Source organism: Bogoriella caseilytica, assembly GCF_003752405.1.
Lineage (GTDB): Bacteria > Actinomycetota > Actinomycetes > Actinomycetales > Actinomycetaceae > Allobogoriella > Allobogoriella caseilytica.
Genome location: NZ_RKHK01000001.1, coordinates 2799850 through 2823112, shown reverse-complemented (window position 1 = coordinate 2823112; position 23263 = coordinate 2799850). Strand labels below are relative to the sequence as shown.

Annotated in this window: 21 protein-coding genes and 1 tRNA gene; 16 read left to right on the top strand and 6 right to left on the bottom strand. The window is 68.5% G+C overall.

The features are described 5' to 3' along the window. Nucleotides 1–14: 14 nt before the first annotated feature. Entirely contained in the window at nucleotides 15–2273 is a 2259-nt protein-coding gene (pflB, locus tag EDD31_RS12630; RefSeq protein WP_123304464.1) for a formate C-acetyltransferase, read from the bottom strand. A 145-nt stretch (nucleotides 2274–2418) separates the two neighbouring features. On the opposite strand from pflB, the gene EDD31_RS12625 reads away from it, so the two are divergent. Next, a complete protein-coding gene (locus EDD31_RS12625; protein WP_123304463.1) occupies nucleotides 2419–3252 on the top strand; it encodes an alpha/beta fold hydrolase in 834 nt (277 codons plus the stop codon). 1 nt (nucleotide 3253) lies between these two features. Continuing rightward, nucleotides 3254–3814, top strand: coding sequence for a TetR/AcrR family transcriptional regulator (locus tag EDD31_RS12620; protein ID WP_170163299.1), 561 nt, complete (start codon nucleotides 3254–3256; stop codon nucleotides 3812–3814). Nucleotides 3815–3937: 123 nt separating this feature from the next. Here the strand turns inward: EDD31_RS12620 and EDD31_RS12615 are convergent, their stop codons facing one another. The 3 genes from EDD31_RS12615 to EDD31_RS12605 form a co-directional block, all read right to left on the bottom strand. Then, nucleotides 3938–4249, bottom strand: a complete 312-nt coding sequence (locus EDD31_RS12615; RefSeq protein WP_123304461.1) for a VOC family protein — start codon at nucleotides 4247–4249, stop codon at nucleotides 3938–3940. A 139-nt stretch (nucleotides 4250–4388) separates the two neighbouring features. Continuing rightward, nucleotides 4389–4465, bottom strand: a tRNA-Val gene (locus EDD31_RS12610). Between the two features lie 150 nt (nucleotides 4466–4615). Beyond that, nucleotides 4616–5056, bottom strand: a complete 441-nt coding sequence (locus EDD31_RS12605) for a DUF3052 domain-containing protein (protein ID WP_483964271.1) — start codon at nucleotides 5054–5056, stop codon at nucleotides 4616–4618. Nucleotides 5057–5355: 299 nt separating this feature from the next. On the opposite strand from EDD31_RS12605, the gene aceE reads away from it, so the two are divergent. The 6 genes from aceE (at nucleotide 5356) to EDD31_RS12575 (ending at nucleotide 13183) form a co-directional block, all read left to right on the top strand. Next, on the top strand, nucleotides 5356–8127 hold the full coding sequence (gene aceE / locus EDD31_RS12600) for a pyruvate dehydrogenase (acetyl-transferring), homodimeric type (RefSeq protein WP_123304459.1): 2772 nt from the start codon (nucleotides 5356–5358) through the stop codon (nucleotides 8125–8127). A 110-nt stretch (nucleotides 8128–8237) separates the two neighbouring features. After that, nucleotides 8238–9434 (top strand): PucR family transcriptional regulator, encoded by a 1197-nt coding sequence (locus EDD31_RS12595; protein WP_245991190.1) that lies wholly within the window; start codon nucleotides 8238–8240, stop codon nucleotides 9432–9434. A gap of 118 nt (nucleotides 9435–9552) precedes the next feature. Continuing rightward, nucleotides 9553–10509: an ACP S-malonyltransferase gene (locus EDD31_RS12590; RefSeq protein WP_123304458.1), complete on the top strand. Its 957-nt coding sequence runs from the start codon at nucleotides 9553–9555 to the stop codon at nucleotides 10507–10509. Then, nucleotides 10506–11522 (top strand): beta-ketoacyl-ACP synthase III, encoded by a 1017-nt coding sequence (locus tag EDD31_RS12585; RefSeq protein WP_123304457.1) that lies wholly within the window; start codon nucleotides 10506–10508, stop codon nucleotides 11520–11522. The genes EDD31_RS12590 and EDD31_RS12585 overlap by 4 nt, the downstream gene beginning before the upstream one ends. Before the next feature lie 94 nt (nucleotides 11523–11616). Next, nucleotides 11617–11868 carry an acyl carrier protein gene (locus EDD31_RS12580; RefSeq protein ID WP_123304456.1) on the top strand — a complete coding sequence of 84 codons (252 nt, stop codon included), beginning with the start codon at nucleotides 11617–11619 and terminating at the stop codon, nucleotides 11866–11868. 82 nt (nucleotides 11869–11950) lie between these two features. Further along, on the top strand, nucleotides 11951–13183 hold the full coding sequence (locus EDD31_RS12575) for a beta-ketoacyl-[acyl-carrier-protein] synthase family protein (RefSeq protein WP_123304455.1): 1233 nt from the start codon (nucleotides 11951–11953) through the stop codon (nucleotides 13181–13183). A 48-nt stretch (nucleotides 13184–13231) separates the two neighbouring features. On the opposite strand, the gene EDD31_RS12570 is transcribed toward EDD31_RS12575, so the two are convergent. Next, complete coding sequence (locus EDD31_RS12570) at nucleotides 13232–13732, bottom strand: DUF3145 domain-containing protein (RefSeq protein ID WP_123304454.1); 501 nt, start codon at nucleotides 13730–13732, stop codon at nucleotides 13232–13234. Nucleotides 13733–13968: 236 nt separating this feature from the next. Here EDD31_RS12570 and EDD31_RS12565 point away from each other — a divergent pair, with 236 nt between their 5' ends. The 8 genes from EDD31_RS12565 to EDD31_RS12530 are packed head-to-tail and all read left to right on the top strand — an operon-like array spanning nucleotide 13969 to nucleotide 22743. Next, nucleotides 13969–14943 carry a LacI family DNA-binding transcriptional regulator gene (locus EDD31_RS12565; RefSeq protein WP_123304453.1) on the top strand — a complete coding sequence of 325 codons (975 nt, stop codon included), beginning with the start codon at nucleotides 13969–13971 and terminating at the stop codon, nucleotides 14941–14943. Next, entirely contained in the window at nucleotides 14940–15914 is a 975-nt protein-coding gene (locus EDD31_RS12560; protein ID WP_123304452.1) for a 2-hydroxyacid dehydrogenase, read from the top strand. The genes EDD31_RS12565 and EDD31_RS12560 overlap by 4 nt, the downstream gene beginning before the upstream one ends. Next, nucleotides 15911–17125 (top strand): D-mannonate dehydratase ManD, encoded by a 1215-nt coding sequence (gene manD / locus EDD31_RS12555; RefSeq protein WP_123304451.1) that lies wholly within the window; start codon nucleotides 15911–15913, stop codon nucleotides 17123–17125. The genes EDD31_RS12560 and manD overlap by 4 nt, the downstream gene beginning before the upstream one ends. Next, a complete protein-coding gene (locus EDD31_RS12550) occupies nucleotides 17119–18636 on the top strand; it encodes a mannitol dehydrogenase family protein (RefSeq protein WP_123304450.1) in 1518 nt (505 codons plus the stop codon). Before manD ends, EDD31_RS12550 begins: the two co-directional genes overlap by 7 nt. Before the next feature lie 16 nt (nucleotides 18637–18652). Further along, nucleotides 18653–19891 carry an ABC transporter substrate-binding protein gene (locus EDD31_RS12545; RefSeq protein ID WP_123304449.1) on the top strand — a complete coding sequence of 413 codons (1239 nt, stop codon included), beginning with the start codon at nucleotides 18653–18655 and terminating at the stop codon, nucleotides 19889–19891. Between the two features lie 38 nt (nucleotides 19892–19929). Then, nucleotides 19930–20892, top strand: a complete 963-nt coding sequence (locus EDD31_RS12540) for a carbohydrate ABC transporter permease (protein ID WP_211336121.1) — start codon at nucleotides 19930–19932, stop codon at nucleotides 20890–20892. Then, the gene (locus tag EDD31_RS12535; protein ID WP_123304448.1) at nucleotides 20892–21710 is read left to right on the top strand and encodes a carbohydrate ABC transporter permease; all 819 of its coding nucleotides are present in this window, start codon (nucleotides 20892–20894) and stop codon (nucleotides 21708–21710) included. Before EDD31_RS12540 ends, EDD31_RS12535 begins: the two co-directional genes overlap by 1 nt. 28 nt (nucleotides 21711–21738) lie before the next feature. After that, nucleotides 21739–22743 carry an L-idonate 5-dehydrogenase gene (locus EDD31_RS12530; RefSeq protein WP_123304447.1) on the top strand — a complete coding sequence of 335 codons (1005 nt, stop codon included), beginning with the start codon at nucleotides 21739–21741 and terminating at the stop codon, nucleotides 22741–22743. Between the two features lie 22 nt (nucleotides 22744–22765). Here EDD31_RS12530 and def read toward each other — a convergent pair whose 3' ends face one another. Further along, nucleotides 22766–23254, bottom strand: a complete 489-nt coding sequence (gene def / locus EDD31_RS12525) for a peptide deformylase (RefSeq protein ID WP_123304446.1) — start codon at nucleotides 23252–23254, stop codon at nucleotides 22766–22768. Nucleotides 23255–23263: the final 9 nt, after the last annotated feature.

Genomic DNA, 23263 nt, shown 5'->3' with positions numbered 1-23263 from the left:
GCTGGCCATCGTGCTCACACGCTCCCGTGGAAGGTGCGGGAGATGACGTCTCGTTGCTGCTCACGGGTGAGCCGCACGAAGTTCACCGCATAGCCGGAGACCCGGATGGTCAGCTGCGGGTAGTTCTCCGGGTGCTCCATGGCGTCTTCCAGGGTGTCCCGGTTCAGCACATTGACGTTCATGTGGAAGCCCTGAGCCCCCATGTAGGCGTCCAGCAGTCCGGCGAGGTGGGTGACCTGCTCCTCGCGAGTGCGGCCCAGGCCCGAGGGCACCACCGTGGAGGTCAGCGAGATGCCATCCTGTGCTTGGTCGTAGGGCAGTTTCGCCACCGACAGCGCCGAGGCGAGCATCCCGTGGGTGTCACGCCCGTTCATCGGGTTCGCACCCGGCGCGAAGGGCTCGCCGGCGCGGCGGCCGTCAGGCGTGTTGCCGGTGTGCTTGCCGTAGACCACGTTGGAGGTGATCGTCAGCACCGACTGGGTGTGCTTGGCGTTGCGGTACGTGGGCACGCGGCGGACCTTCTCCATGAACCGCTCCACCAGCATGGTCGCGATGTCATCCACGCGGTCATCGTCATTGCCGAAGGTGGGGAACTCCCCTTCCACGGCGTAGTCGGTGACCAGGCCGCTCTCGTCGCGGATGGGCCGGACCTCGGCGTACTTGATCGCCGAGAGGGAGTCGGCCGCCACGGAGAGCCCGGCGATCCCGCACGCCATGGTGCGCAGGATGTCGCCGTCGTGCAGGGCCATCTCGATGCGTTCGTAGGCGTACTTGTCGTGCATGTAGTGGATGCAGTTCAGTGCGTCCACATAGGTTTCGGCGAGCCAGTCCAGCAGCATGTCGTAGGCGTCGAGCACCTCGTCGTAGTCGAGGACCTCGGAGGTGATCGTCGTGGACACCGGGGCCACCTGGGCGCCGCTGACCTCGTCGCGGCCGCCGTTGATCGCGTACAGCAGCGCCTTGGCCAGGTTGACCCGGGCGCCGAAGAACTGCATCTGCTTGCCAATGGTCATCGCAGAGACGCAGCAGGCGATCCCGGCGTCGTCTCCGGACTGGGAGCGGATGAGAGCGTCGGACTCGTACTGGATGGCGGAGGTGTCGATCGAGGCTGCCGCGCAGAAGCGCTTGAAGCCCTCCGGCAGGGCGTCGGACCACAGCACGGTGAGGTTGGGCTCCGGGGCAGGGCCCAGGTTGTACAGGGTCTGCAGGAAGCGGAAGGACGACTTGGTCACCAGGTGCCGGCCGTCCTCGCCGATGCCGCCGATGGACTCGGTCACCCAGGTGGGGTCACCGGAGAAGAGTTGGTCGTACTCCGGGGTGCGCAGGAAGCGCACGATGCGCAGCTTGATCACGAAGTCGTCAATGAGTTCCTGAGCCTGAGTTTCCGTCAGCGCGCCCTCGTCGAGGTCCCGCTGAAGGTAGACGTCCAGGAAGGTGGAGACCCGCCCCAGCGACATGGCCGCGCCGTTCTGTTCCTTCACTGCGGCGAGGTAGGCCAGGTACACCCACTGCACGGCTTCGCGGCCGTTCGCCGCCGGGCGGCCGATGTCGTGGCCGTAGCCGGCGGCCATCTCCTTGAGTTCGCGCAGGGCCTTGATCTGCTCGGCGTTCTCCTCGCGATCGCGGATGACGTCCTCGGTGGAACGCTTCGCGTCGAGCAGCACGCGCTCGTCGCCCTTGGCCGCGATCAGTGCATCCACGCCGTACAGGGCCACGCGGCGGTAGTCGCCGATGATCCGGCCACGCCCGTAGGCGTCGGGCAGGCCGGTCACCAGGTGGGAGCGACGTGCGGCGCGCACCTCGGGTGGGTAGACGTCGAAGACGCCGTCGTTGTGGGTCTTGCGGTAGCGGGTGAAGACCTCTTCGAGGGAGGGGTCGACCTCGAAGCCGTAGGTCGTGAGCGCCGTGGCCACCATGCGCCAGCCGCCGAAGGGCATGATGGCGCGCTTGAGGGGGGCATCGGTCTGCAGCCCGACGATGAGCTCGCTGTCGCGGTCGATGTACCCCGGGGCGTGCGAGGTGATCGTCGAGGGCGTGGTGGCGTCGATGTCGTAGACGCCGCGCTCACGCTCGGTGGGGAACATGTCGCTGAGGCGCTGCCACAGCGCCGTGGTGCGTTCGGTGGCACCGGCGAGGAAGTCCGACTCGCCGTCGTAGGGGGCGTAGTTGCGCTGGATGAAGTCGCGGACGTCAACGCCCTCCTGCCACGGGCCGGGGTGGAATCCCCGCCAGGCAGTAGTGGCGCGGGCGTCGGTGCTGGCGGTGGTTGCCATGACAGACCTTTCCTGAGCGGGTGGGAGAGGCTCTGTGGCCAGTGTAGGACCGCCACTTTTTGGGTCAGATGGGCCAAAGGTCCCGAGACCGGCGTGAGCTGCGGCACGCCTTGACGGACCGGAGATGGCTAACTACATTAGCCACATGGCCAATTTCATTCCCTTGTCGAGGTCGACCGAGTACCTCACAGTGCCGGGTGGCCGGATCGCCTACGACATCCAGGGCGATGGACCCCTCCTCCTCCTACTCCCCGGCATGGGCGAACTCCGCTCCTCCTACCGCCACCTTGTCCCCCTCCTGGTCGCCGCTGGGTTCACGGTCGCGACGGCGGACCTGCGCGGGCACGGCGACAGCTCGGCCGATTTCACCGCCTACGGCGATGTCGCGACGGCCTCCGACATCGCCGCGCTGGTGCGTCATCTCGGCGCACCAGCTGCTGTGGTGGGAAACTCGATGTCTGCTGGTTCCGCGGTGGTGGCCGCAGCGGAGCATCCCGAACTCTTTGACTCGCTCGTGCTGGTGGGTCCCTTCGTGCGCAACCCGGTGAACAGCTCCGTCTTCAAGCGCCTGATGTTCCGCGTGCTGATGGCCCGGCCGTGGGCACGCACGATGTGGAACGCCTACCTGCCCACGCTCTACAGCGGAGCGAAGCCTGACGACTTCCCGGCCTACCGTACGAGCATGATCACGGCCATGAAACGACCCGGATACACCCAGGCTTTCCGGCTCACCACCCGCACCGACCATGCTCCAGCCGAGCGGGCGCTCCCTGCCGTCCAGGCGCCGACCCTGGTGGTGATGGGCGAGCAGGACCCGGACTTCGCAGATCCTGCGGCCGAGGCGGCATGGATCGCGGAGGCGCTGAATGGCTCCGTGGCGATGATCGCCGACGCCGGCCACTATCCGCAGTCCCAGCAACCGGAGGCCACGGCGAGGGCCATCATCCAGTTCCTCGGGTCGGGACAACCCGATGCCTAGGGTGGGGCTCACCACCGCCGTGGTCGTCGAGACGGCCGCCCAGATGCTCGACGAGCGCGACGGTGAGGGCGTGAACGTCGCATCGCTCGCCGAGCGGCTCGGCGTGAAGCCACCCTCGCTGTACAAGCACGTCGATGGCATGCCGGGCCTGCGGCGCGGTGTCATGCTGCGCGCCAAGGCGGAGCTGGCCGAGGCGCTCGGCCGGGCAGCGATCGGCAAGGCCCGGGACGACGCCGTGCGCAGTGCCGCGATGGCCTACCGGGAGTGGGCCACAGCCCATCCTGCGCAGTACCGGATGGCGATGCGGGCGCCAGTGTCGGGCGACCACGAGGATGAGGACGTGTCCGCCACGCTGGTCGAGGTGCTCTACACCATCCTCTCCGGCTACCGGATCGCGGAGGAGGATCTCGTGGATGCCGCACGATTCTTCCGCGCCACGCTGCACGGGTTCGTGGACCTCGAGACCACCGGCGCCTTCCAGCTCCCCCGCAGCCTTGAGCGCAGCTACGAGCGGTCGATCGCGAGCCTGACCTCCGCGCTGCACAGTTGGGGAGAGCCTTGATCAGACTGGCGTCGGCGACGCTCGGGTCGGCGGCTCTCCAGGAAGGAGACCAACCATCACGGCGTGGTCAGTCCAGGGTATTCACGACCAGCAGAGGCAGAAGGGGTGGCCCGCTGGATCTGCTTAAACGTTGAAGGTCTCTTCACCGGTCGCGCGCTGGAGCAGGGTGGCTCCGAGGGAGAGGACGTGATCGTGTGCTGAGTCAATGTCCTCGACGACCACGTCGAGATGGACCCGTGCCTGGTGCTCCGGCCAGTTCGTCGCAACCTGGCCTGGGGCGAGCTGAACACCCACTGGCGTCGTCCCGTCCGGTGCCCGGATTTCGCGGTACTCCCCCTCGCCGACTACCTCGCCGCCGAACACCGCGGCCCAGAATGCGCTCTCGGTCCCGACTTCGGCTGCGTCCAAGGTGACCGTCGTACTGATGATCTTCATACGACCGAGTGTCTCCCGGCAGGGCACGGATTGCTCACTACGACCGCGACATCCGGGAGTTGGTCACGCAGGAACGGACGCGGCGGTGATCTGGCCGAGGATGACCCGACAGTGCGCGGTCCGCGGGTTTCGCACGATCTGGTGGGCCGAGAGGGACTCGAACCCCCGACACCCGCGGTGTAAACGCGGTGCTCTAACCAACTGAGCTATCGGCCCATGCCCGGTGCCTGGCAGGTACGCCAGGGCACCGAGTTCACCAGGTCAGCACCGACCCGCAGCGAGAAACCTCGCGCGGGCCCGCTCTGCCCGAGAACGTCTCCCAGCCTAGTGGAGGCTGGGATCGGCCCCGGTCACTGACCAGGTCCGTCAGCGTCGAGACCGTGAGCGCGCTGCCACGCGGATCCCGTTCCAGTTCTCTCCCACCGACATCGCCGAGGTGGCGAGCATGCCGGCCACCTTGGCCGCCTCCTCCACATCGGCCGGAGCCACGTGGTTGTCCAGGCCTGGCTTCGGGGTGAGCACCCAGATCAGCCCACCGTCATCGAGGTTGGCCTGTGCGTCGACGAGCAGGTCGGTGAGGTCTTCCTGCCCGCCGTCATCAGCGCGCCACCAGATGATGGCGCCATCACAGACGTCGCCGAAGTCCTCGTCGACCAACTCGGTGCCGGTCTCCTCTTCAACTGCTGCGCGCACGCCCGCATCGACGTCGTCGTCGTAGTAGAACTCCTGGATGACCAGCCCCGAGGTAAAGCCGAACCTGGGCCCGGGTCCTGAGGATCCGGAGCTGGCTCCCGCGCTGCCTGTCACGTGCTTCCCTTCTGCTGCGGCCTGACGGCTCGTAGTGTTCACCCCCACACGGTACTGGCGAGCGGCTCTGGATCCCACATTTGCGGCTCGATTCGATCCCTTCTGCCCGCGCCTCGCCCGACCGGTGGCTGTTCTCACACGGTCCATGGCCCTTCTGGCTGGGCTGGGGACGCTCTTGCCGAGAGAATGGCACTACCTTGAAGGTGCGCCGTCGTTCAGCGAGTTTGCTCGAGGATCGGCGGAGGTAACTTGATGGTGCGCACGTCGCCGCCGACGCCAGATGTGAGAAGAGGGAACGCGTGAGTTCACGAGACGAGTCCTCGCCCCTGATTAACGGACTCCTCAGCCAAGTCAAGGACATCGACGCGGAAGAGACCGCAGAGTGGCTCGAGTCCCTCGACGGCCTGATCGATGAGCGTGGCGGGCCGCGGGCACGCTACATCCTGCTCAACCTGCTGCACCGGGCGCGTGAGCGCTCACTAAGCATCCCCAACCCGCTGGTCACGCCGTACGTGAACACCATCGGCGTCCACGAGGAGCCCTACTTCCCCGGCGACGAGACCGTGGAACGCACCTACCGTGGCTGGATCCGCTGGAATGCCGCCGTCATGGTCACCCGCGCTCAGCGCCCGGGAGTGGGGGTGGGCGGACACATCTCCTCCTACGCCTCGCTGGCGACGCTCTACGAAGTCGGTTTCAACCACTTCTTCCGCGGGAAGTCCCACCCCGGCGGCGGCGACCACGTCTTCTTCCAGGGTCACGCCTCCCCCGGCAACTACGCCCGCGCCTTCCTCGAGGGCCGCCTCACCGAGCGCGACCTCGACGGCTTCCGCCAGGAGTACTCCCACCCTGAAGACGGGCGCGGACTGCCCTCCTACCCACACCCGCGCCGTATGCCGGACTTCTGGGAGTACCCCACGGTCTCCATGGGTCTCGGCCCGGCACAGGCCATCTACCAGGCCTGGGTCAACAAGTACCTGCACGGCCGCGGCATCAAGGACACCTCCGACCAGCACGTCTGGGCCTACCTGGGCGACGGCGAGATGGACGAGCCCGAATCTCGCGGCATGCTCCAGCAGGCCGCCTGGCAGAACCTGGACAACCTGACCTTCGTGGTCAACTGCAACCTCCAGCGCCTCGACGGCCCGGTCCGCGGCAACGGCAAGATCATCAACGAGCTCGAGTCGCAATTCCGTGGCGCCGGCTGGAACGTCATCAAGGTGGTCTGGGGCCGCGAGTGGGACACCCTGCTCAACGCCGATAAGGACCGCGCGCTGGTGAACTTGATGAATACCATCCCCGACGGCGACTTCCAGACCTACCGGGCCAACGACGGCGCCTACATCCGCGAGCACTTCTTCGGGCGCGATCCGCGCACCAAGGAGCTCGTGAAGAACATGAGCGATGACGACATCTGGTCGCTCAAGCGCGGCGGCCACGACTACCGCAAGATCTACGCCGCCTACAAGGCCGCCACGGAGCACACCGGGCAGCCCACGGTGATCCTGGCGCACACGGTCAAGGGCTACGGCCTCGGCCCCTCCTTCGCGGGCCGCAACGCCACTCACCAGATGAAGAAGCTGAAGACCACCGATCTGAAGCACCTGCGTGATGCGCTGCACATCCCGATCTCGGACGAGCAGCTCGAGGACCCCTTCAACGCCCCGTACTACCGGCCCGATGAGTCCGACGAGCGGCTGCAGTACATGCTCGAGCGCCGCAAGGCCCTGGGAGGCTTCCTGCCCAAGCGCCTCACGGAGAAGAAGCCGCTGCCGATGCCGGACGACAAGCCCTTCGAGATCCTGAAGAAGGGCTCCGGTAAGGCCGAGGTGGCCACCACGATGGCCTTCGTGCGCCTGCTCAAGGAGCTGATGAAGGAGGACTCGATCGGGCGGCGCATCGTGCCGATCATCCCCGACGAGGCACGCACCTTCGGCCTGGACGCCATCTTCCCCACGGCGAAGATCTTCAACGTCCACGGGCAGAACTACACCTCGGTGGACCAGGACCTGATGCTCTCCTACAAGGAGTCCGAGCAGGGCCAGATCCTGCACACCGGCATCAATGAGGCCGGTTCCGCGGCGGCCATGCAGTCCCTGGGCACCTCGCACGCCGTGCACGGCGAACCGATGATCCCGGTCTACATCTTCTACTCGATGTTCGGCTTCCAGCGCACCGGCGACCAGTTCTGGGCCGCCGCCGACCAGCTGGCCCGCGGCTTCATCATCGGCGCCACCGCCGGCAAGACGACACTGGCCGGTGAGGGCACCCAGCACATGGACGGGCACTCCCCCGTGCTGGCCTCGACCAACCCGGCGATGGTCCACTACGACCCCGCCTACGCCTACGAGATCCGCCACATCATGCGCGATGGTCTGAAGCGCATGTACGGCTCCGAGGACGAGGCCGGTGGCCGCGACCAGGACGTCATGTACTACCTGACGGTCTACAACGAGCCCATGGTCCAGCCCGCCGAGCCGGAGGACGTCGACGTCGAGGGCATCCTCAAAGGCATCCACCGCGTCGCCTCACCTGAGGACGCCTCGGTCGAGGGCGAAGCCCCCTGGGTCCAGCTGCTCGCCTCAGGCGTGGGTGTGCCGTGGGCGCTCCATGCCCGCGAGTTGCTGGCCAAGGACTGGGGCGTGCGCGCCGGGGTCTGGTCGGTGACCTCCTGGTACGAGCTGCGCCGCGACGGCCTGGCCGCCGACGAGCACAACTTCACCAAGCCGGGCGAAGAGCGCCGCGAGGCCTATCTGAGCGAGAAGCTGCGCGATGCCGGCGGTCCCTATGTGGCCACCTCGGACTACGAGCACCAGGTCCAGGACTCCATCCGCCGGTGGGTCCCCGGCCCGTACTACACACTTGGCGCGGACGGTTTCGGCTACTCCGACACCCGCCCGGCGGCCCGGCGCCAGCTGCTCATCGACGCCCACTCCATGGCGGTCAAGGCTCTGCAGGCCCTGGCCGAGCAGGGCACCGTCGATCCGTCTGTGGTGCAGCAGGCCATCGAGAAGTACGACCTGTTCAACATCCACGCCGGGGAGTCCGGCACCTCCGGCGGCGACGCCTGAGCCGGTCACACCACGCTGACGTCACGGCGGGGCCGACTCCCGGATGATCCCGGGGCCGGCCCCGCCGTCAGCTTGTCGGGGTTCTACAAGGCCTCCCGTAGGATCGCCGTGTGCCTGCCACACCGTCCTCACGCCCTCACCGGCCTGCCGCCGGCAGCAGGGCCGTCGTCCGCCGGCTGCGCTCAGGAACCGATCTGCTCACCTCCGAGGCGATGCGGCGACTCGACGGCGAGCTCGACTGGTATCGCTCGCTCGCCGCAGAGGACCGCTCCTGGATCGGTCTGGTCGCCCAGGCAGGTATCGCCGCCTTCATCACGTGGTACGAGGATCCCGAGGTGGGCTCCTACAACGCCCAGGACATCTTCCGTGCCGCGCCACCGGAGCTGACCCGCTCGATCTCCTTGCAGCACACCTTGCAGCTGGTACGGATCGTGGTCGCCGTCGTCGAGGACCACGCCGTCTCACTTGCCGAGCCGGACCACCGCTCCGAACTGCGCGAAGCCGTGCTGGTGTACTCCCGCGAAGTGGCCTTTTCCGCCGCAGAGGTCTACGCCCGTGCGGCTGAGGCCCGTGGCGCCTGGGATGCGCGGCTCGAAGCACTGGTAGTGGACTCCCTCATCCGCGGCGGCGACGACACGTTGCGTTCGCGCGTAGCGGCCCTGGGATGGTCGGATCGCGGTCGCACCCTCGTGCTGGTGGGCGAGGCACCGCCCGACATGAACGAACGCCACACCGCCGAACTGCGCCGCGCCTGCCGCCGCGCCGCCGAGGACGCACTGGTGGGCATCCAGGGTGAGCGCGTGGTCATCGTGCTCGGTGGTGAAGGCGATCTCCGCCAAGCTGCCCGTGATTCGATCCTGCCCCGCCTGGGCGCGGGGCCAGTGGTCTTCGGCCCCGACGCCGGGCAGATCAGCGAGGCAGCGCGCTCGGCCCGCGCAGCGCTGGCAGGCATCGCCGCCGTCGCTGCCTGGCCCACCGCGCCGCGCCCGGTGGACGCCGGCGACCTCCTGCCAGAACGAGCCCTCGCCGGAGATCCCTTGGCCCGCCGCTCCCTCGTGGAGGAGCTCTACCAACCGCTGCTCGCCGCCGGCGGGCCGCTGGTGGAAACCCTCGACGAGTACCTCGGCCAGGGCCGCTCGCTCGAGGGCGCGGCGCGGGCTCTGTACGTTCACCCCAACACCGTGCGCTACCGATTGCGGCGCATCGGCCAGCTGGTCGGTTGGGACCCGACAGACGCACGCGAGGGTTTTGTCCTGCAAACCGCGCTGGCCATCGGGCGCCTGGCCGACGCCGTCCTCGCGGACTGACACGAGCCGCCCCACGCGCCGTAGGTCACATCTTTGTAGACCCCCTACAAGTCGCCCGAGGCAACGTCGTGGGCGTCGTGGCCCGTCGCGGACCGGCCCGAGGCGGCAGAGTGGAACAGTGCTAGCCATCCTCTCCCCCGGCCAGGGCGCACAGGCCCCCGGCATGCTCGAGCCGTGGCTCGAACTCCCCGGCGCCGGCAGCGCCATCGACCGCTTCTCGGCCACTGCGGAGCTCGACCTCCACGCACTCGGGACCACCGCCGACGCCGAGACCATCCGCGATACCGCCGTGGCGCAGCCACTCATCGTGGCGGCCTCGCTGCTGAGCGCGCAGGCCCTGCTCGGTTCCGGAGCGGCCGCCACCACCCTCGCACCGGGCACCGCCTACGCGGGTCACTCCGTGGGTGAGATCGCGGCCACCGCGCTGGCCGGAGTGCTCAGCGAGGACGCAGCGCTGGCCCTGGTCGCCGAGCGTGGCCGGGCCATGGCCGAGGCCGCCGCCCAACGCGAAACCGGCATGGCCGCCATCGTGGGCGGAACGCCCGAGGGCGTCCACGCCGCATTGGAACGCCACGGTCTCACCCCGGCCAACGTCAACGGCGGTGGGCAGATCGTGGCTGCCGGCACCACCGAACAGCTCGATGCCCTCGCGGCCGACCCGGCCCTGCCCGAGTTGCGCGCCCGGGTCATCGCTCTGCAGGTGGCCGGCGCCTTCCACACCGAGCACATGGCGCCGGCCGTCGAACGTGTGCGCGCCCTCGCCAGCACGCTGGAGCCCGCCGAGCCCCACCAGGGCGCCCGCCTGCTCTCCAACCGTGACGGCGCTGTGGTCGCCGGCGGCCAGGACGCCCTGGAGCGACTGGTGACCCAGGTGGCCAACCCCGTGCGCTGGGATCTGTGTTGTGAGCAGCTCCTGGCGCTGGGAGTGACCGGCGTGATCGAACTCGCGCCCGCGGGCGTCCTGACCGGGCTGGCGCGCCGTACTCTCAAGGGTGTGGACACTCTTGCCCTGAAGAGCCCGGATGATCTCCCTGCGGCCCGTGAGCTGATCGCCCAGCACGGAGCTGCCTCGTGAAGGAGCTGCGCGCCAGCCAGCCCGTTCGCCACTCCCGCATCCTGGGTGTCGGCGGCGTGCGAGGCGAGAACATCGTCCCCAACGACGACATCGTCGGACCCATCGACTCCTCGGATGAGTGGATCCGCCAGCGCACCGGCATCGAGACCCGCCGTCGCGCGGCGGAAGACACCACCGTGGCCGACCTCGCGGCGGGCGCTGCCGAGGAGGCACTGCGGGCCGCCGGGATCCAGGCCAGTGATCTGGGTGCCGTCATCGTGGCGACCGTGACCTGGTTCGAGCAGACCCCCTCGCTCGCCGCGGTGCTCGCCGATCGTATCGGTGCCACCCCAGCACCGGCCTACGACATCTCTGCGGCCTGCGCCGGCTACGCCTACGGCATTGCCCAGGCCGACGCTCTCGTGCGCGCCGGCACCGCCGAGTATGTGCTCGTCGTGGGCGTGGAGAAGATGTCGGACTTCCTCGACCCCACTGACCGCTCGATCTCCTTCCTCCTCGGCGATGGTGCCGGCGCCGCCGTGGTCGGCCCCTCGCAGACGCCCGGGATCGCCCGCACGGTGTGGGGCTCGGACGGCTCGGGCGCCACCTTGATCAAGCAGACCAACTCCTGGCTGGACTTCCGGACCGGAGCAGCCACCCCGGTGCGCGAGCTCCCCTGGCCCACACTCCGCCAGGAAGGGCCCTCGGTGTTCAAGTGGGCCGTGTTCACCATGACGTCCGTGGCTCAGGAGGCGATCGCCGCAGCGGGCCTGGAGCCCGCTGACATCGACGTCTTCGTGCCGCACCAGGCCAACATGCGCATCATCGATCAGATGGTGAAGATGCTCGAGCTGCGCGAGGACGTGGTGGTGGGGCGTGATATCGCCGACACCGGCAACACCTCGGCAGCCTCGATTCCGCTGGCCACGGAGCGGCTCCTGCGTGAAGGCCAGGCCAGGAGTGGCGACATTGCACTCCAGATCGGCTTCGGCGCCGGACTGGCCTACGCAGCCCAGGTGGTGGTCCTGCCCTAGTGGCCGCCGCCCTGCCGGGCGGAACCTCCCCCAGCAATGCCGCCACATCGACCAGACTGACCCCGTACCCAACCCCATTTGAACGGAGAACCCCATGGCTCACAGCGAGCAGGAAATTCTGGCCGGCCTCGCCGAGATCGTGAACGAGGAGACCGGCCTGCCGGCCGACCAGGTCACCGCAGACAAGTCCTTCGCGGATGACCTCGACGTCGACTCCCTGTCGATGATGACCATCGCCACCCTCGCCGAGGAGAAGTTCGACGTGAAGATCCCGGACGAAGAGGCCACCAACCTCGGAACCGTCCAGGACGCCATCAACTTCATCAAGACCGCCCAGGCCGCCTGAGCAGGCCTTCGGAGAGCCGGCCGGACCCGCCCTGACGGCGTACCGGCCGGCTCCCACCCCTCACGACCCAGGAGCAACCCGTATGTCGCAGCGCAACGTCGTCGTCACCGGACTTGGTACCACCAATCCTCTCGGCGCGGACGTGCCCACTACGTGGACACGCCTGCTCGCCGGTGAATCCGGAGTCCGCCGCATCGAGGCAGACTGGGTCGAGCAGTACGACATCCCGGTGAGTTTCGCCGGCCAGGTGACCGCCTCGGTCGAGGGAATCCTCACCCGCCAGGAAACCCGTCGGCTGGACCCCTCGGGCCAGTACGCGATGGTCGCCGCCGCAGAGGCCTGGGCCGACGCCGGCGCACCGGAGGTCGAGGGCGAACGCCTTGGCTCGGTGATCGGCACCGGGATCGGCGGCGTGCACACGATCCTGGGCGCCTGGGACATCCTGCGCGAGAAGGGCCCGCGCCGCGTGATGCCCCTGACGGTCCCCATGCTGATGGCCAACTCCGCCACGGCCAACGTCTCGATTCGCTACGGCGCCAAGGCCGGCGCACATGCGCCCGTCTCCGCGTGCGCCTCCGGCGCCGAGGCGATTGCCTGGGGCGTGGACATGATCCGCTCCGGGCGCGCCGACGTCGTCATCACCGGGGGCACCGAGGCCGCTATTCATCCGCTGCCCATGGCCGCCTTCGCCAAGATGCAAGCCCTGTCGACCCGCAACGACGACCCGGCCGGCGCCTCACGCCCCTACGACGTGAGCCGCGATGGTTTTGTCATGGCCGAGGGCGCCGCCGTGGTGGTGCTGGAGTCCGAGGAGTTCGCAGCCGCCCGTGGCGCGGCGATCCATGCACGGATCGCCGGCATCGGGATGTCGGCCGACTCCTTCGATGTCGCCCCTCCCGACCCCTCCGGCGACGGTCAGGAGCGTGCTATGCGCACCGCGCTGGACGATGCGAGCCTGTCCGGCTCTGACGTCACGCACGTCAATGCGCATGCCACCTCCACCCCCTTGGGCGACGGCATCGAGGCCGCCGCCATCTCCCGCACCCTCGGCGAGCAGGCCGTGGTCTCAGCGACCAAGTCGATGACCGGGCACCTCCTCGGTGGCGCCGGCGCACTGGAGAGCCTGCTGACCATCCTCGCGGTGCGCGAGCGGACAGCCCCGCCGACCATCAATGTGGAGCAGCTCGATGAGGGCCTGAGCATCGATCTGGTGCGTGACACCCCGCGCGCTCTCGGTGACGGACAGGTGGCGGCGCTGAACAACGCCTTCGGTTTCGGCGGCCACAATGCCGCCATCCTCGTCGCCTCGGTCTGACCGGCGGTCGGCGCCGGGCGGACCAACCCTGCGCCGACACCGGAGGTCTCAGCCCACGCGGTGCAGCCAGCGGATCGGAGCGCCCGCTCCCGCGTAACGGAAGGGCTCGAGTTCGTCGTCCCAGGCCTGCCCGAGCGCCACGTCCAGCCTGCGCCGGAGCTCGCTGGGGTCACCGGCGTGTTCCAGCGCCGCCCGGATCCGGTCCTCTGGAACCACCACGTTGCCGTGCGCGTCCGTCTGCGCGTGGAAGATGCCCAGTTCCGGAGTGTGCGACCACCGGCCGCCGTCGTGACCAGGGGCGGGATCCTCGGTGATCTCATAGCGCAGGTGGGTCCACCCGCGCAGCGCTGAGGCCAGGCGTGCGCCCGTCCCAATGGGACCGACCCAGGAGTACTCGGCGCGGAACATCCCCGGAGCAGCCGGCTGAGCCGTCCATTCCAAAGAGGTGCGCGCATCAAGCACCGTGCCCGCCGCCCACTCGATGTGGGTGCACAGAGCTCGCGGTGCGGAGTGCACAAAAATGACACCGCGGGTGAAAGCACCAGACATGTCGACTCCTCCTGGTCCGGGTTGAGGTACGTCTTCCCCTACGACCTCGGTGGACCAGTGACGACACGCGTGCACGGCGAAACCAGTACTCAGTGTGCCCCATCAAGGCTTCCAGCGCCAGCACCGCCCGGCCTCCCCCTCCTCACCCCGTCGATGAAAACCTCTGCAAGGCTTGACAATCTTTTCACTGGCTTGCACTGTGGTCTCAGATCCGGCAACGAGGCAGGAGTGAACGCATGGCAACGACGCTGACCGAGGTGGCACAGGCCGCTGGAGTGTCCCTGGCAACCGCATCGCGGGCCTTCAAGGACCCGGACCGACTGGCCGCACCCACCCGCGAACGCGTCCAGCGGGCAGCTGCGGATCTTGGCTACACCGCCAGCTCCGCCGGCCAGCGCCGCATGACCTTCGCCGTTGTCGTCCCAGATGCCGCGAACCCCGTGTTCGCGTCACTGATCGCCTCCATGCAGTCCCAGGCATGGTCCGGGCGCCACCGGATGATGCTGGTGAACACCTTCGAGCACCCCGAGCGGGAGGAGGAGGTCCTGCAGAGCCTGCGCACCGAGGTCGACGGCGTCATCCTGGCCTCACCCCGGCTCGCGGCGGAGCGCATCGAGAGCGCGATCGGTCACCTTCCTCTGGTGGCGCTGAACGCCGAACTCGATTTCTGCCCCTCAGTGCTGATGTCGGCCGACACCGGCATGCGTCAAGCCTTCGAGCACCTGCATGCCCTCGGTCACCGCAGCCTCACCTTCGTCCCCGGCCCGGCCAGCGCATGGTCCACACGCAGACGGCAGTCCCTGGCCACCGAACTCGCCCGCGCATGGGACGTCGAGCTGACCGTGGTGGGCAATCAGGCCGCCTCGGTCAACGGTGGCCTCGCCGCCGCCGCCTCGGTGGCCTCGAGCGGTTCGACCGCTGTGCTGGCTTACAACGACCTGGTCGCCCTCGGTGTTCAGGCCGGCCTCCGGCAACTGGGGCGCCACTGCCCCAGTGACCTCAGCATCATCGGAATCGACGATCTTGACATCGCCGCCGTTGCCGAACCGGGCCTGACCTCGGTCCGGGTGTCCATCCCCGGTGGCGGCGCACTCGCTCTGAACCTCCTCACCGACCTCGTCTCCGGCAAGCACGTACCCGCTGAGCCATTGCTCCAGGACTCCCAGCTGATCGTCCGCGGCACGACCGACTCACCAGGAGCCCGGCGATGAAGGTCCTGGTCAAGGACGCCGCGCTCGCCGCGCACTGGGAGACCTTCCTGGCCGCTCTCCCACCTGAGGCCGAGGCCCACCTCGCCACGAGTGAGGCCGAGGCCGCAGACCTGATCCGCGACGCCGAGGTCTTCGTGGGTTCCACGCTCCCCCAGCATCTGGCGGCGCGCGCCGGACGCCTCCGGCTGGTGCACGCAGTAGGCGCGGGCCTGGACGGCATCGACCGCAGCGCTCTGGGCGAGCACGTGCTGGCGGCCAACACCTTCCACCATGAAAGCTCCATCGCCGAGCACATTGCCGCTGCGCTGGTCATGCTCCGGCGGGGCACGCTGCACCAGGACGCCCGCTTGCGCGTGGGCCAGTGGTCCTCGCCCATCTACGACGCCACCATGGCCCAGGCGCGCACGCTGCGGGGATCCACAATCACCTTCCTCGGATTCGGGCACATCGGCCAGGCCGCCTGGCAGGTGCTCCGGGCCTTCGGGATGCGCGGACGCGCCATCACGCGCACGGGTGCGGTGAACGCGGCGGACCACGGCCTGGAGGCGGTGGCGCCCGTCGCGGCCCTGGAGGAGCACCTCACGAGCAGCGACGTGCTGGTGGTCAGCATTCCGCTCAACGAGGCCACGCGAGGCTCCATCACCTCCCGGGAGCTCGATCTCCTGGGCACCGACGGTCTGCTGGTGAACGTGGCACGCGGTCCGATCGTGCACGAGGGCGACCTCTACGCCGCATTGCGGGATCGGCGGATCGCCGGAGCCGTGCTGGACGTCTGGTACCGCTATCCCGGGCCGGATGGCCGCGGCCTGCCGGCAAATGAACCGTTCGGGGCGCTGCCCAACGTGCTGCTCACACCGCACTCCTCCGGCATCACCGCCGACACCTTCCTCGGCCGCCTCGGCGACATCGCGGAAAACATCACCCGGCTGGCCGAGGGCCGGCCGCTCAAGAACCTCGTGGAGACGACATGAGCGGGCAGATCGAGAAGGTCGAGGTCCTGGTCTGCAGTCCGGGCCGCAACTACGTGAGCGTGAAGATCACGAGCAGCGACGGCGTCGTGGGCTGGGGTGATGCGACCCTGAACGGACGCGAACTGGCCGTGGCTGCTTACATCCGCGATCACCTCGCCAGCACCCTCATCGGCCGCCCTGCGGACCGTATCGAGGACACCTGGCAGTACCTCTACCGCGGGGCCTACTGGCGGCGAGGGCCGGTCACGATGACCGCCATCGGCGCCATCGACATCGCCCTGTGGGACCTGAACGCCAAGGCGCTGGGGGTGCCCGTCCACCGGCTGCTCGGTGGCGCCACCCGCAATCGCATCCTTGCCTACACCCACGCCACCGGCTGGGACCTCCCGGCCCTCATCGACTCGGTGGACGCCACACGCGAGGCCGGCTATCGCGCCATACGAGCGCAGTTCGGCGTCCCGGGACTGGAGACCGTCTACGGCGTCTCCCAGTCCGCGGCCTACGAGCCCGCCGGGCGAGGCGCACGACCAGCTGAAGAGCTCTGGGACACCCACGCGTACCTCCGCCACGCGCCGAAGGTGCTCAGCGCGCTGCGCGAGCATGTCGGCCCTGACCTGCACCTCCTGCATGATGCCCACCACCGCCTCGACCCGACCCAGGCCGCGCGCCTGGCACGCAGCCTCGAGGAGGTCGACCTCTTCTGGCTCGAGGACCTCATCCCGGCCGAGAACCAGGAGCTGCTCCGCTCCGTGCGGGCAGCGACGGTGACCCCCTTGGCCATCGGCGAGGTCTTCACCTCCATCTGGGACTGCCGCATCCTGCTCGCCGAGCGCCTGATCGACTTCATCCGCATGGCCGTCAGCCACGGAGGCGGCATCAGCCACCTGCGCACCGTGCTGAACTACGCCGCCGTCCACCAGGTCAAGGCCGGTCCGCACGGCCCCTCGGACATCTCCCCGATCGCGATGGCCGCCTCCCTCCACCTCGGGCTCGCCAGCCCCAACGTGGCCATCCAGGAGTACATGGGACACCCCGCCGAGACCGCCGAGGTCTTTTCCCCCGGCTACACCTTCACCGACGGCTACCTCCATCCGGGCGACGCGCCGGGCCTGGGCGTCGAGGTGGACGAGACGGCAGCAGCGCGCTTCGAGTACGAGGGCGCCTACCTGCCCACCGCTCGCACACTCGATGGTGGGGTGACGGACTGGTGAACCCGCTCCTGAACGCCGCCACGGCTCCGCACGCGTTCCTGACCCATCACCTCGACGCTCTGACACCCGGCATCGTGCACCTGGGCCTGGGCAACTTCCACCGCGCCCACCAGGCCACGTACACCGCCGCAGCACTGGCTGTCGAGCCCGGCCCCTGGGGCATCATCGGAGCGGCCAGCCGCTCGCGGCGCGTGGTCGATGCGATGCGCGCCCAGGATCTGCTCTACACCGTCACCGAGATCAGTCCGTCCGGGACGGCCTTCCACATCCCCGCCGTGCACACCGAGGTCCTGGTCGCCAGCGAGGAGACCGAGCGCCTCATCGGCGCTCTCGCCGACCCGCGCACCAGGATCATCAGCCTGACCGTGACCGAGTCCGGCTACACCTTCGATCCCGAGACCGGGAGCCTCGATGTCGCCCACCCGGACGTCCAGTCCGATCTCCGCCTGAGCTACGCGCCCCGGACCCCCCTGGGCCAGATGGTGAACGGCCTGAGGCAACGCCTCCGCAGCGGTGGGGCACCGGTGACCATCCTGAGTTGCGACAACCTGGGCTCCAACGGCGCGCGCACCCGCGAGCTCATCCACGAGTTCGTCGCTGCCCTTCCAGGCGCCGAGGGCCAGGAGCTGCAGGCCTGGCTCGGTGACCATGTCAGCTTCCCGAACTCCATGGTCGACCGGATCGTCCCGGCGACCACGGCCGAGACCCGCGCCGCGGTGCGCAGTGGCCTCGGCCTCGAGGACGCCGTCCCGGTTCCGGCCGAGCCCTTCGGTATGTGGATCATCGAGGACGACTTCGCTGCCGGCCGGCCGGCATGGGGACGCGTGGGAGCCACCTTCTCCGATCAGGTCAGCCGCTACGAGAACATGAAACTGCGCCTGCTGAACGGCACGCACTCGCTGATCGCCTATCTCGGGGCACTGAGCGAGAAGCTCACGATCCCGGAGTCGGTGGCCCAGCCCCACATCGAGGGCGCAGCCCGCAGCATCCTGCGCCACGAGTACCTACCCACCCTGGAGCTTCCCGAAGGCGTCGACATCGTCGACTACGAGGAGCAGCTCTTCTCACGCTGGCGGAACACCGCCCTGGGCCACCGCACCTCACAGGTGGGCACCGACGGTTCGGTCAAGCTCCCCCAGCGGGTCACCGAACCTGTCCTGCAGCATCTGGGCCAGGGCGTCATGCCGCACCATCTGGCCCTGACCGTGGCCGCCTATGTGGCCTGTGTGGCCCCACCCGCTGGTTTCGAACCAGGCCCCCAGGCACGCGCGATCCAGGACCCGGCCACCGACCGCCTCCAAGCACTGGCGGCACGCCACCCGCAACCCGCGTCGCTGATGCGCGCAGTCTTCGAATCCGGTCAGGTCTTCCCGGCGGTCCTCGCCGATCAGGCCGACTTCGTCAACCGTGCCGGCGATCTCCTCGACGTGATCATCGCGCACGGCCCCCACGCCGCTGTCCGTGAGGCGGCCACCTCGAGCTCATCCCTCTCCCCCCGCACGAACCCGTAACCAAAGGAGCCGAATCATGACACACCGTCGTGTCACCCTCGCCACCGCTGCCGCTGCTGCCGGCGCACTCGCCCTCGCCGGATGCGGCACCGGGGCCTCCGGCTCGGACGAGCCCGTCACCCTGACCTTCGCGGCTGTGACCTTCACCGAGTCCGGCCGAGGTGAAGCGCTGGAAGCCTGGGTCCAAGGCTTCAACGACAGCCAGGACCAGGTCGTCATCGACCCCGTCGGAATCCCCTTCGCGAGCTTCTCCCAGACCGTCTTCACTCAGATGTCCGGCGGAAGCGGACCGGATCTGCTCCGCTTCGACCAGGCCGACTTCGTCCAGGCGGCCTCCTCCGGGCTCCTGCACCCCATGGACGACATTCTCGACGTCTCGCAGTTCCCGCTCATCGAAGGGCCCGATGGCTACAACTTCGTGGACGACACCCGCTACGGCGTGATGTTCGGTGCCTCGAACTACGCGCTGATCTACAACACCGACCTCGTGGAGGAGCCTCCGCAGTCCTTCGAGGAGTTCGTCGATCTGGCCATCGAACTCACTCAGGACGGCGTCTACGGGCACGCGTTCCGGCACACCAAGGACGAAGAGCCCGGCATGATGCAGGACCTCTACAACTTCGTCTACGGCTTCGGCGGCGCGTTCTCCGACGGCGAGAACCTCACCATCAACTCTCCCGAGGTGATCGACGGACTCAGCGCCTACCAAGAGCTCTACGATGCCGAGGTGGTGCCGCGCGGCGCAGACGCCGCCACCTATCGCCGCATGTTCGCCGAGGGCCTGGTCGCCATGAACATCGACAACGGTGGCGTACCGGGCATCGTGCTGGGCCAGAACGACGACCTCAACCTCGCCGCCGCCCCGAACCCCTTCCCGGTGGCCAGCCAGGGCGGCATCATCGTGCCCATCGGGGTCAACGCCAACTCCGAGCACACCGAGGAAGCTGCGATCTTCCTGGACTGGATGCTCCAGGAGGAGAACCAGGTGGCACTCCAGGAGGTCATGGGTGCCGAGAGCGTGGCGATCGAGACCACGCGCAGCGAGGAGGCCCTCGCCGCAGCGCCCTACCTCCAGGTCTTCGATGACCTCACCGACTCCACGCAGCCCCAGATCGTCGAGGGCTTCGAGGAGCAGACCCCAGAGCTCCGCTCGATCATCGTCGACCAGGTCCTGGCCGCCCTCCACGGGGAGATGTCGATGGAGGAGGCCATGGACCGGGCCCAGGAGCTCGGCGAGAACCTCGTCGGCGACTGATCGCATCCCCCCTCTCCCACCGGATGTGAAGGAGCATCGTGACCGCCATCGCACGCAGCAAACGCGGGCAGCCCCACCCGGCAGCCCGTGGCGCCACGGGGCGCCGTCGCAGCAGCCCCACGGGTAGCTCCTGGACCCCCTGGGCCTTCCTGGCACCAGGAGTTCTCTACCTGCTGATCTTCCAGGGATACCCCTTGGTCGAGGAGCTTCTGCTCAGCTTCAGCAGCACCTCACTGCTCAACCCCCATGATCGGGAGTGGGTGGGGCTGGACAACTACCGGGACATCTTCGCCAGCCCGGACTTCCGCCAGACCCTCAGCGTCACTCTCGTCTACACCGTGACCTGTGTGGTCGGCGCCGTGGGATCGGGACTGGGCGTTGCGCTACTGCTGAACGCGAAGTTCCGGGGCCGAGGAATCGCCCGCGCGCTCGTGGCGATCCCGTGGGCCGCGCCCACCGTCGCCGTGGCGGTCATTGCCACCTGGATGATGAATGCGCAGTACGGCATCGTGAACCGCGCCCTCGAGGCCGTGGGCCTCGGGGTACCGAGCGGCAACATCCTCGACAGCGCCGACTACGCCCTGCCGGCCATCCTGGCCACCACGATCTGGCAGCTCTTCCCGTTCTGCTCGATCGTGCTGCTGGCGGCGCTGCAGGCGGTGCCGAAAGAGGTCAAAGAGGCGGCGAGCATGGACGGCGCCGGACACCTCTGGACCTTCCGGGTGGCCACGTGGCCGGTGATCAAGCCGACCGTGGGTCTGCTGACCCTGCTGATGACCATCTGGTCGATCCGGCGCTTCGAGTTGATCTGGATCATGACCAAGGGCGGCCCCCTGGGCAGCACGGAGACCCTGGTGATCGACCTGTACTCCAGCGCCTTCGAGCACAACGACCTCGGCCGGGCGGCCGCCATCGGCATGGTCGGCGTGTGCATCTCCCTGGCCGTCGTGCTCATCGGCCAGTCCATGGCGCTACGCGCCGAGAAGAAGGGGGGCCACTGATGCCCTGGGGCCGTTACCTCCGCGTGCTCGCGGTGCTCGCCGTGCTGGGCATCGCCGTGTTCCCGCTGTACTGGATGTTCGTCACGTCACTGACCACCGATCGTGAGCTGTTCACCAGCAGTCCACGGCTCTTCCCGGACTTCTCCCTCACCGGCACCTACAGCGAGGCCCTGACCGGGCCGGTTCCTCGCTGGTTGCTGAACTCCTTCCTCATTGCCGCCGGCACCTGCCTGGTCACTTTGGCCCTGGCGATTCCCTTCGCCTACGGACTCTCGCGATTCCGCTTCCGCGGCAAGGTCGCGCTGGTCATCGGACTGTTCGTGACGCAGATGTTGCCCGAGTCACTGCTGGTGGTGCCGCTCTTCGCCATCTTCCGCACCTTCGGCCTGCTGGACTCCCTGCACGGCCTGGTGCTGGTCGATACGGCCTTCGTCCTGCCGATCGTGGTCTTCGTCCTCAAGGGCGCCATCGACGGCATCCCGCGCGAGATCGAGGAGGCCGCCCGCGTCGACGGTTGCCGGCCGCTGGGCATCCTGACCCGGATCAACGTCCCCCTCATCGCGCCCTCACTGGCCGCGACCGCGGTGATCGCCTTCTTCAGCGCCTGGAACGAGTACGTCTTCGCCTTGACGTTCATCTTCGACCGTGGGCTGCAGCCCGCCTCGGTGGGCTTGGCCAGCTTCATCGGGGAGCTGAGCACGCCGACGCAGACGGTGATGGCTGTGGCGGTCATGTACACGCTGCCGGCCGTAGCCTTCTACCTCATCGCCCAGCGCTACATCGTCACCGGGATGACCGCCGGAAGTGTCAAGGGCTGAGCCCGTGACACCGGGAAAGGACAACGTCATGCGCACTGTGGTCATTCACGGCAAGCGGGACCTCCGGCTCCTCGAGCGTCCGGTTCCCGAGCCCGGCGACGGTGAGCTCCGCCTCCGGGTGGCCTTCGCAGGGATCTGCGGCTCGGACCTGCACTACTACTCCGAGGGGGCCAACGGCGCCTTCACCATCCGCGAACCGCTCGTTCCGGGGCACGAGATCTCCGCCACCGTCGACCTCGACCCGGCTGGCGAGATCGCTGCGGGCACGCCCGTGGCCGTGCACCCCGCCTATGAGGGTGATGAGACGAGTGCATGGGCCCATGCACCCCACTTGCGCCCAGGCGTGCGTTATCTCGGCTCGGCGTCCACCTGGCCGCACACCCAGGGCGGGATGAGTGAGTACCTCGTGATGCCTCGCGGGAACGTCCGCTTCCTGCCCCAGGGGCTGTCACTACGCCGAGCAGCGCTGGCCGAGCCCACTGCCGTAGCCCTGCACGGGCTCGCTCAGGCCGGTGATCTTGCTGGACGGCACGTCCTGGTCGCCGGGGCCGGGCCGATCGGGCTCCTCGCCGTCGCGGGCGCCCGGTCCGGCGGTGCCAGCGAGGTGACCGCCACGGACATCCGCCCGGGCCCCCTGGAGCGAGCCCGCGCGGTGGGTGCCACGGAAACGATCGACGTCACGGCGCAGAAACTCGCCGCGGAATCCTTCGACATCGTCCTGGAGTGCTCGGGTGCGCCGTCATCGGTCAGTGCTGCGCTGCGTGCTGCGCGCCGCGGCGCCACCTATGTGCAGCTCGGCATGCTCCCCGATGCCGCTGTCCCCCTGAACCTCGCACCGATCGTCACCAAGGAACTGACTGCGCGTGGTGCCTTCCGGTTCCATCACGAGCTCGAGGACGCCATCGAACTGCTGGCGAGCACGCCGTCCATCGAGCAGGTCATCACACACGAGTTCCCGGCGGACCAGGCGCTGGCTGCCTTCGAGGCGGCGATGGATGCGGGCAGTTCCGGCAAGGTGGTCGTGACCTTCTAGCCCGAGTCTGCGCCAGAGCTGGTCAGAGCCCTTCGCGGATCGCCTTCATGGCCTTCTTGCGGTTCCCGCGATCGAGGCGATCGAGGTAGAGCTTGCCGTCGAGGTGATCACACTCGTGCTGCAGGCACCGGCCCATCAGTTCCTCGCCCTCGACGACGACGTCCTCGCCGGCAAGATCCGTGCCCTCGACGCGCGCATACCAGAACCGCTTGGTCGGGTAGTAGAGACCGGGCACGGAGAGGCAGCCCTCGTCGTCGTCCTGGAACTCATCTTCGGACACGGCCACGAGCCGCGGGTTGAGGACGTAGCCGATGTCGCCGTCGATGTTCCACGAGAACGCTCGGAGCGAGACGCCGATCTGGTTCGCGGCCAGACCGGCCCGCCCCTCTTCGTCCACGGTCTCGAGGAGGTCCTCCACGAGCGACCGCACGCGGTCGTCGACGGTGGTGATGGGATCGCACGGGGTGCGCAGGACTGGGTCACCGACGGTTCGGATTTCACGCATGGCCATGGCCGCTAT

Excerpts from the sequence above, each read along its gene's own strand:
- EDD31_RS12545 (WP_123304449.1), top strand. The coding sequence starts at position 18,653 with ATGACACACCGTCGTGTCACCCTCGCCACCGCTGCCGCTGCTGCCGGC.
- pflB (WP_123304464.1), bottom strand. The coding sequence starts at position 2,273 with ATGGCAACCACCGCCAGCACCGACGCCCGCGCCACTACTGCCTGGCGG.
- manD (WP_123304451.1), top strand. The coding sequence starts at position 15,911 with ATGAGCGGGCAGATCGAGAAGGTCGAGGTCCTGGTCTGCAGTCCGGGC.
- EDD31_RS12530 (WP_123304447.1), top strand. The coding sequence starts at position 21,739 with ATGCGCACTGTGGTCATTCACGGCAAGCGGGACCTCCGGCTCCTCGAG.
- EDD31_RS12575 (WP_123304455.1), top strand. The coding sequence starts at position 11,951 with ATGTCGCAGCGCAACGTCGTCGTCACCGGACTTGGTACCACCAATCCT.
- EDD31_RS12560 (WP_123304452.1), top strand. The coding sequence starts at position 14,940 with ATGAAGGTCCTGGTCAAGGACGCCGCGCTCGCCGCGCACTGGGAGACC.
- EDD31_RS12565 (WP_123304453.1), top strand. The coding sequence starts at position 13,969 with ATGGCAACGACGCTGACCGAGGTGGCACAGGCCGCTGGAGTGTCCCTG.
- EDD31_RS12615 (WP_123304461.1), bottom strand. The coding sequence starts at position 4,249 with ATGAAGATCATCAGTACGACGGTCACCTTGGACGCAGCCGAAGTCGGG.
- def (WP_123304446.1), bottom strand. The coding sequence starts at position 23,254 with ATGGCCATGCGTGAAATCCGAACCGTCGGTGACCCAGTCCTGCGCACC.
- EDD31_RS12535 (WP_123304448.1), top strand. The coding sequence starts at position 20,892 with ATGCCCTGGGGCCGTTACCTCCGCGTGCTCGCGGTGCTCGCCGTGCTG.
- EDD31_RS12580 (WP_123304456.1), top strand. The coding sequence starts at position 11,617 with ATGGCTCACAGCGAGCAGGAAATTCTGGCCGGCCTCGCCGAGATCGTG.
- EDD31_RS12570 (WP_123304454.1), bottom strand. The coding sequence starts at position 13,732 with ATGTCTGGTGCTTTCACCCGCGGTGTCATTTTTGTGCACTCCGCACCG.
- EDD31_RS12625 (WP_123304463.1), top strand. The coding sequence starts at position 2,419 with ATGGCCAATTTCATTCCCTTGTCGAGGTCGACCGAGTACCTCACAGTG.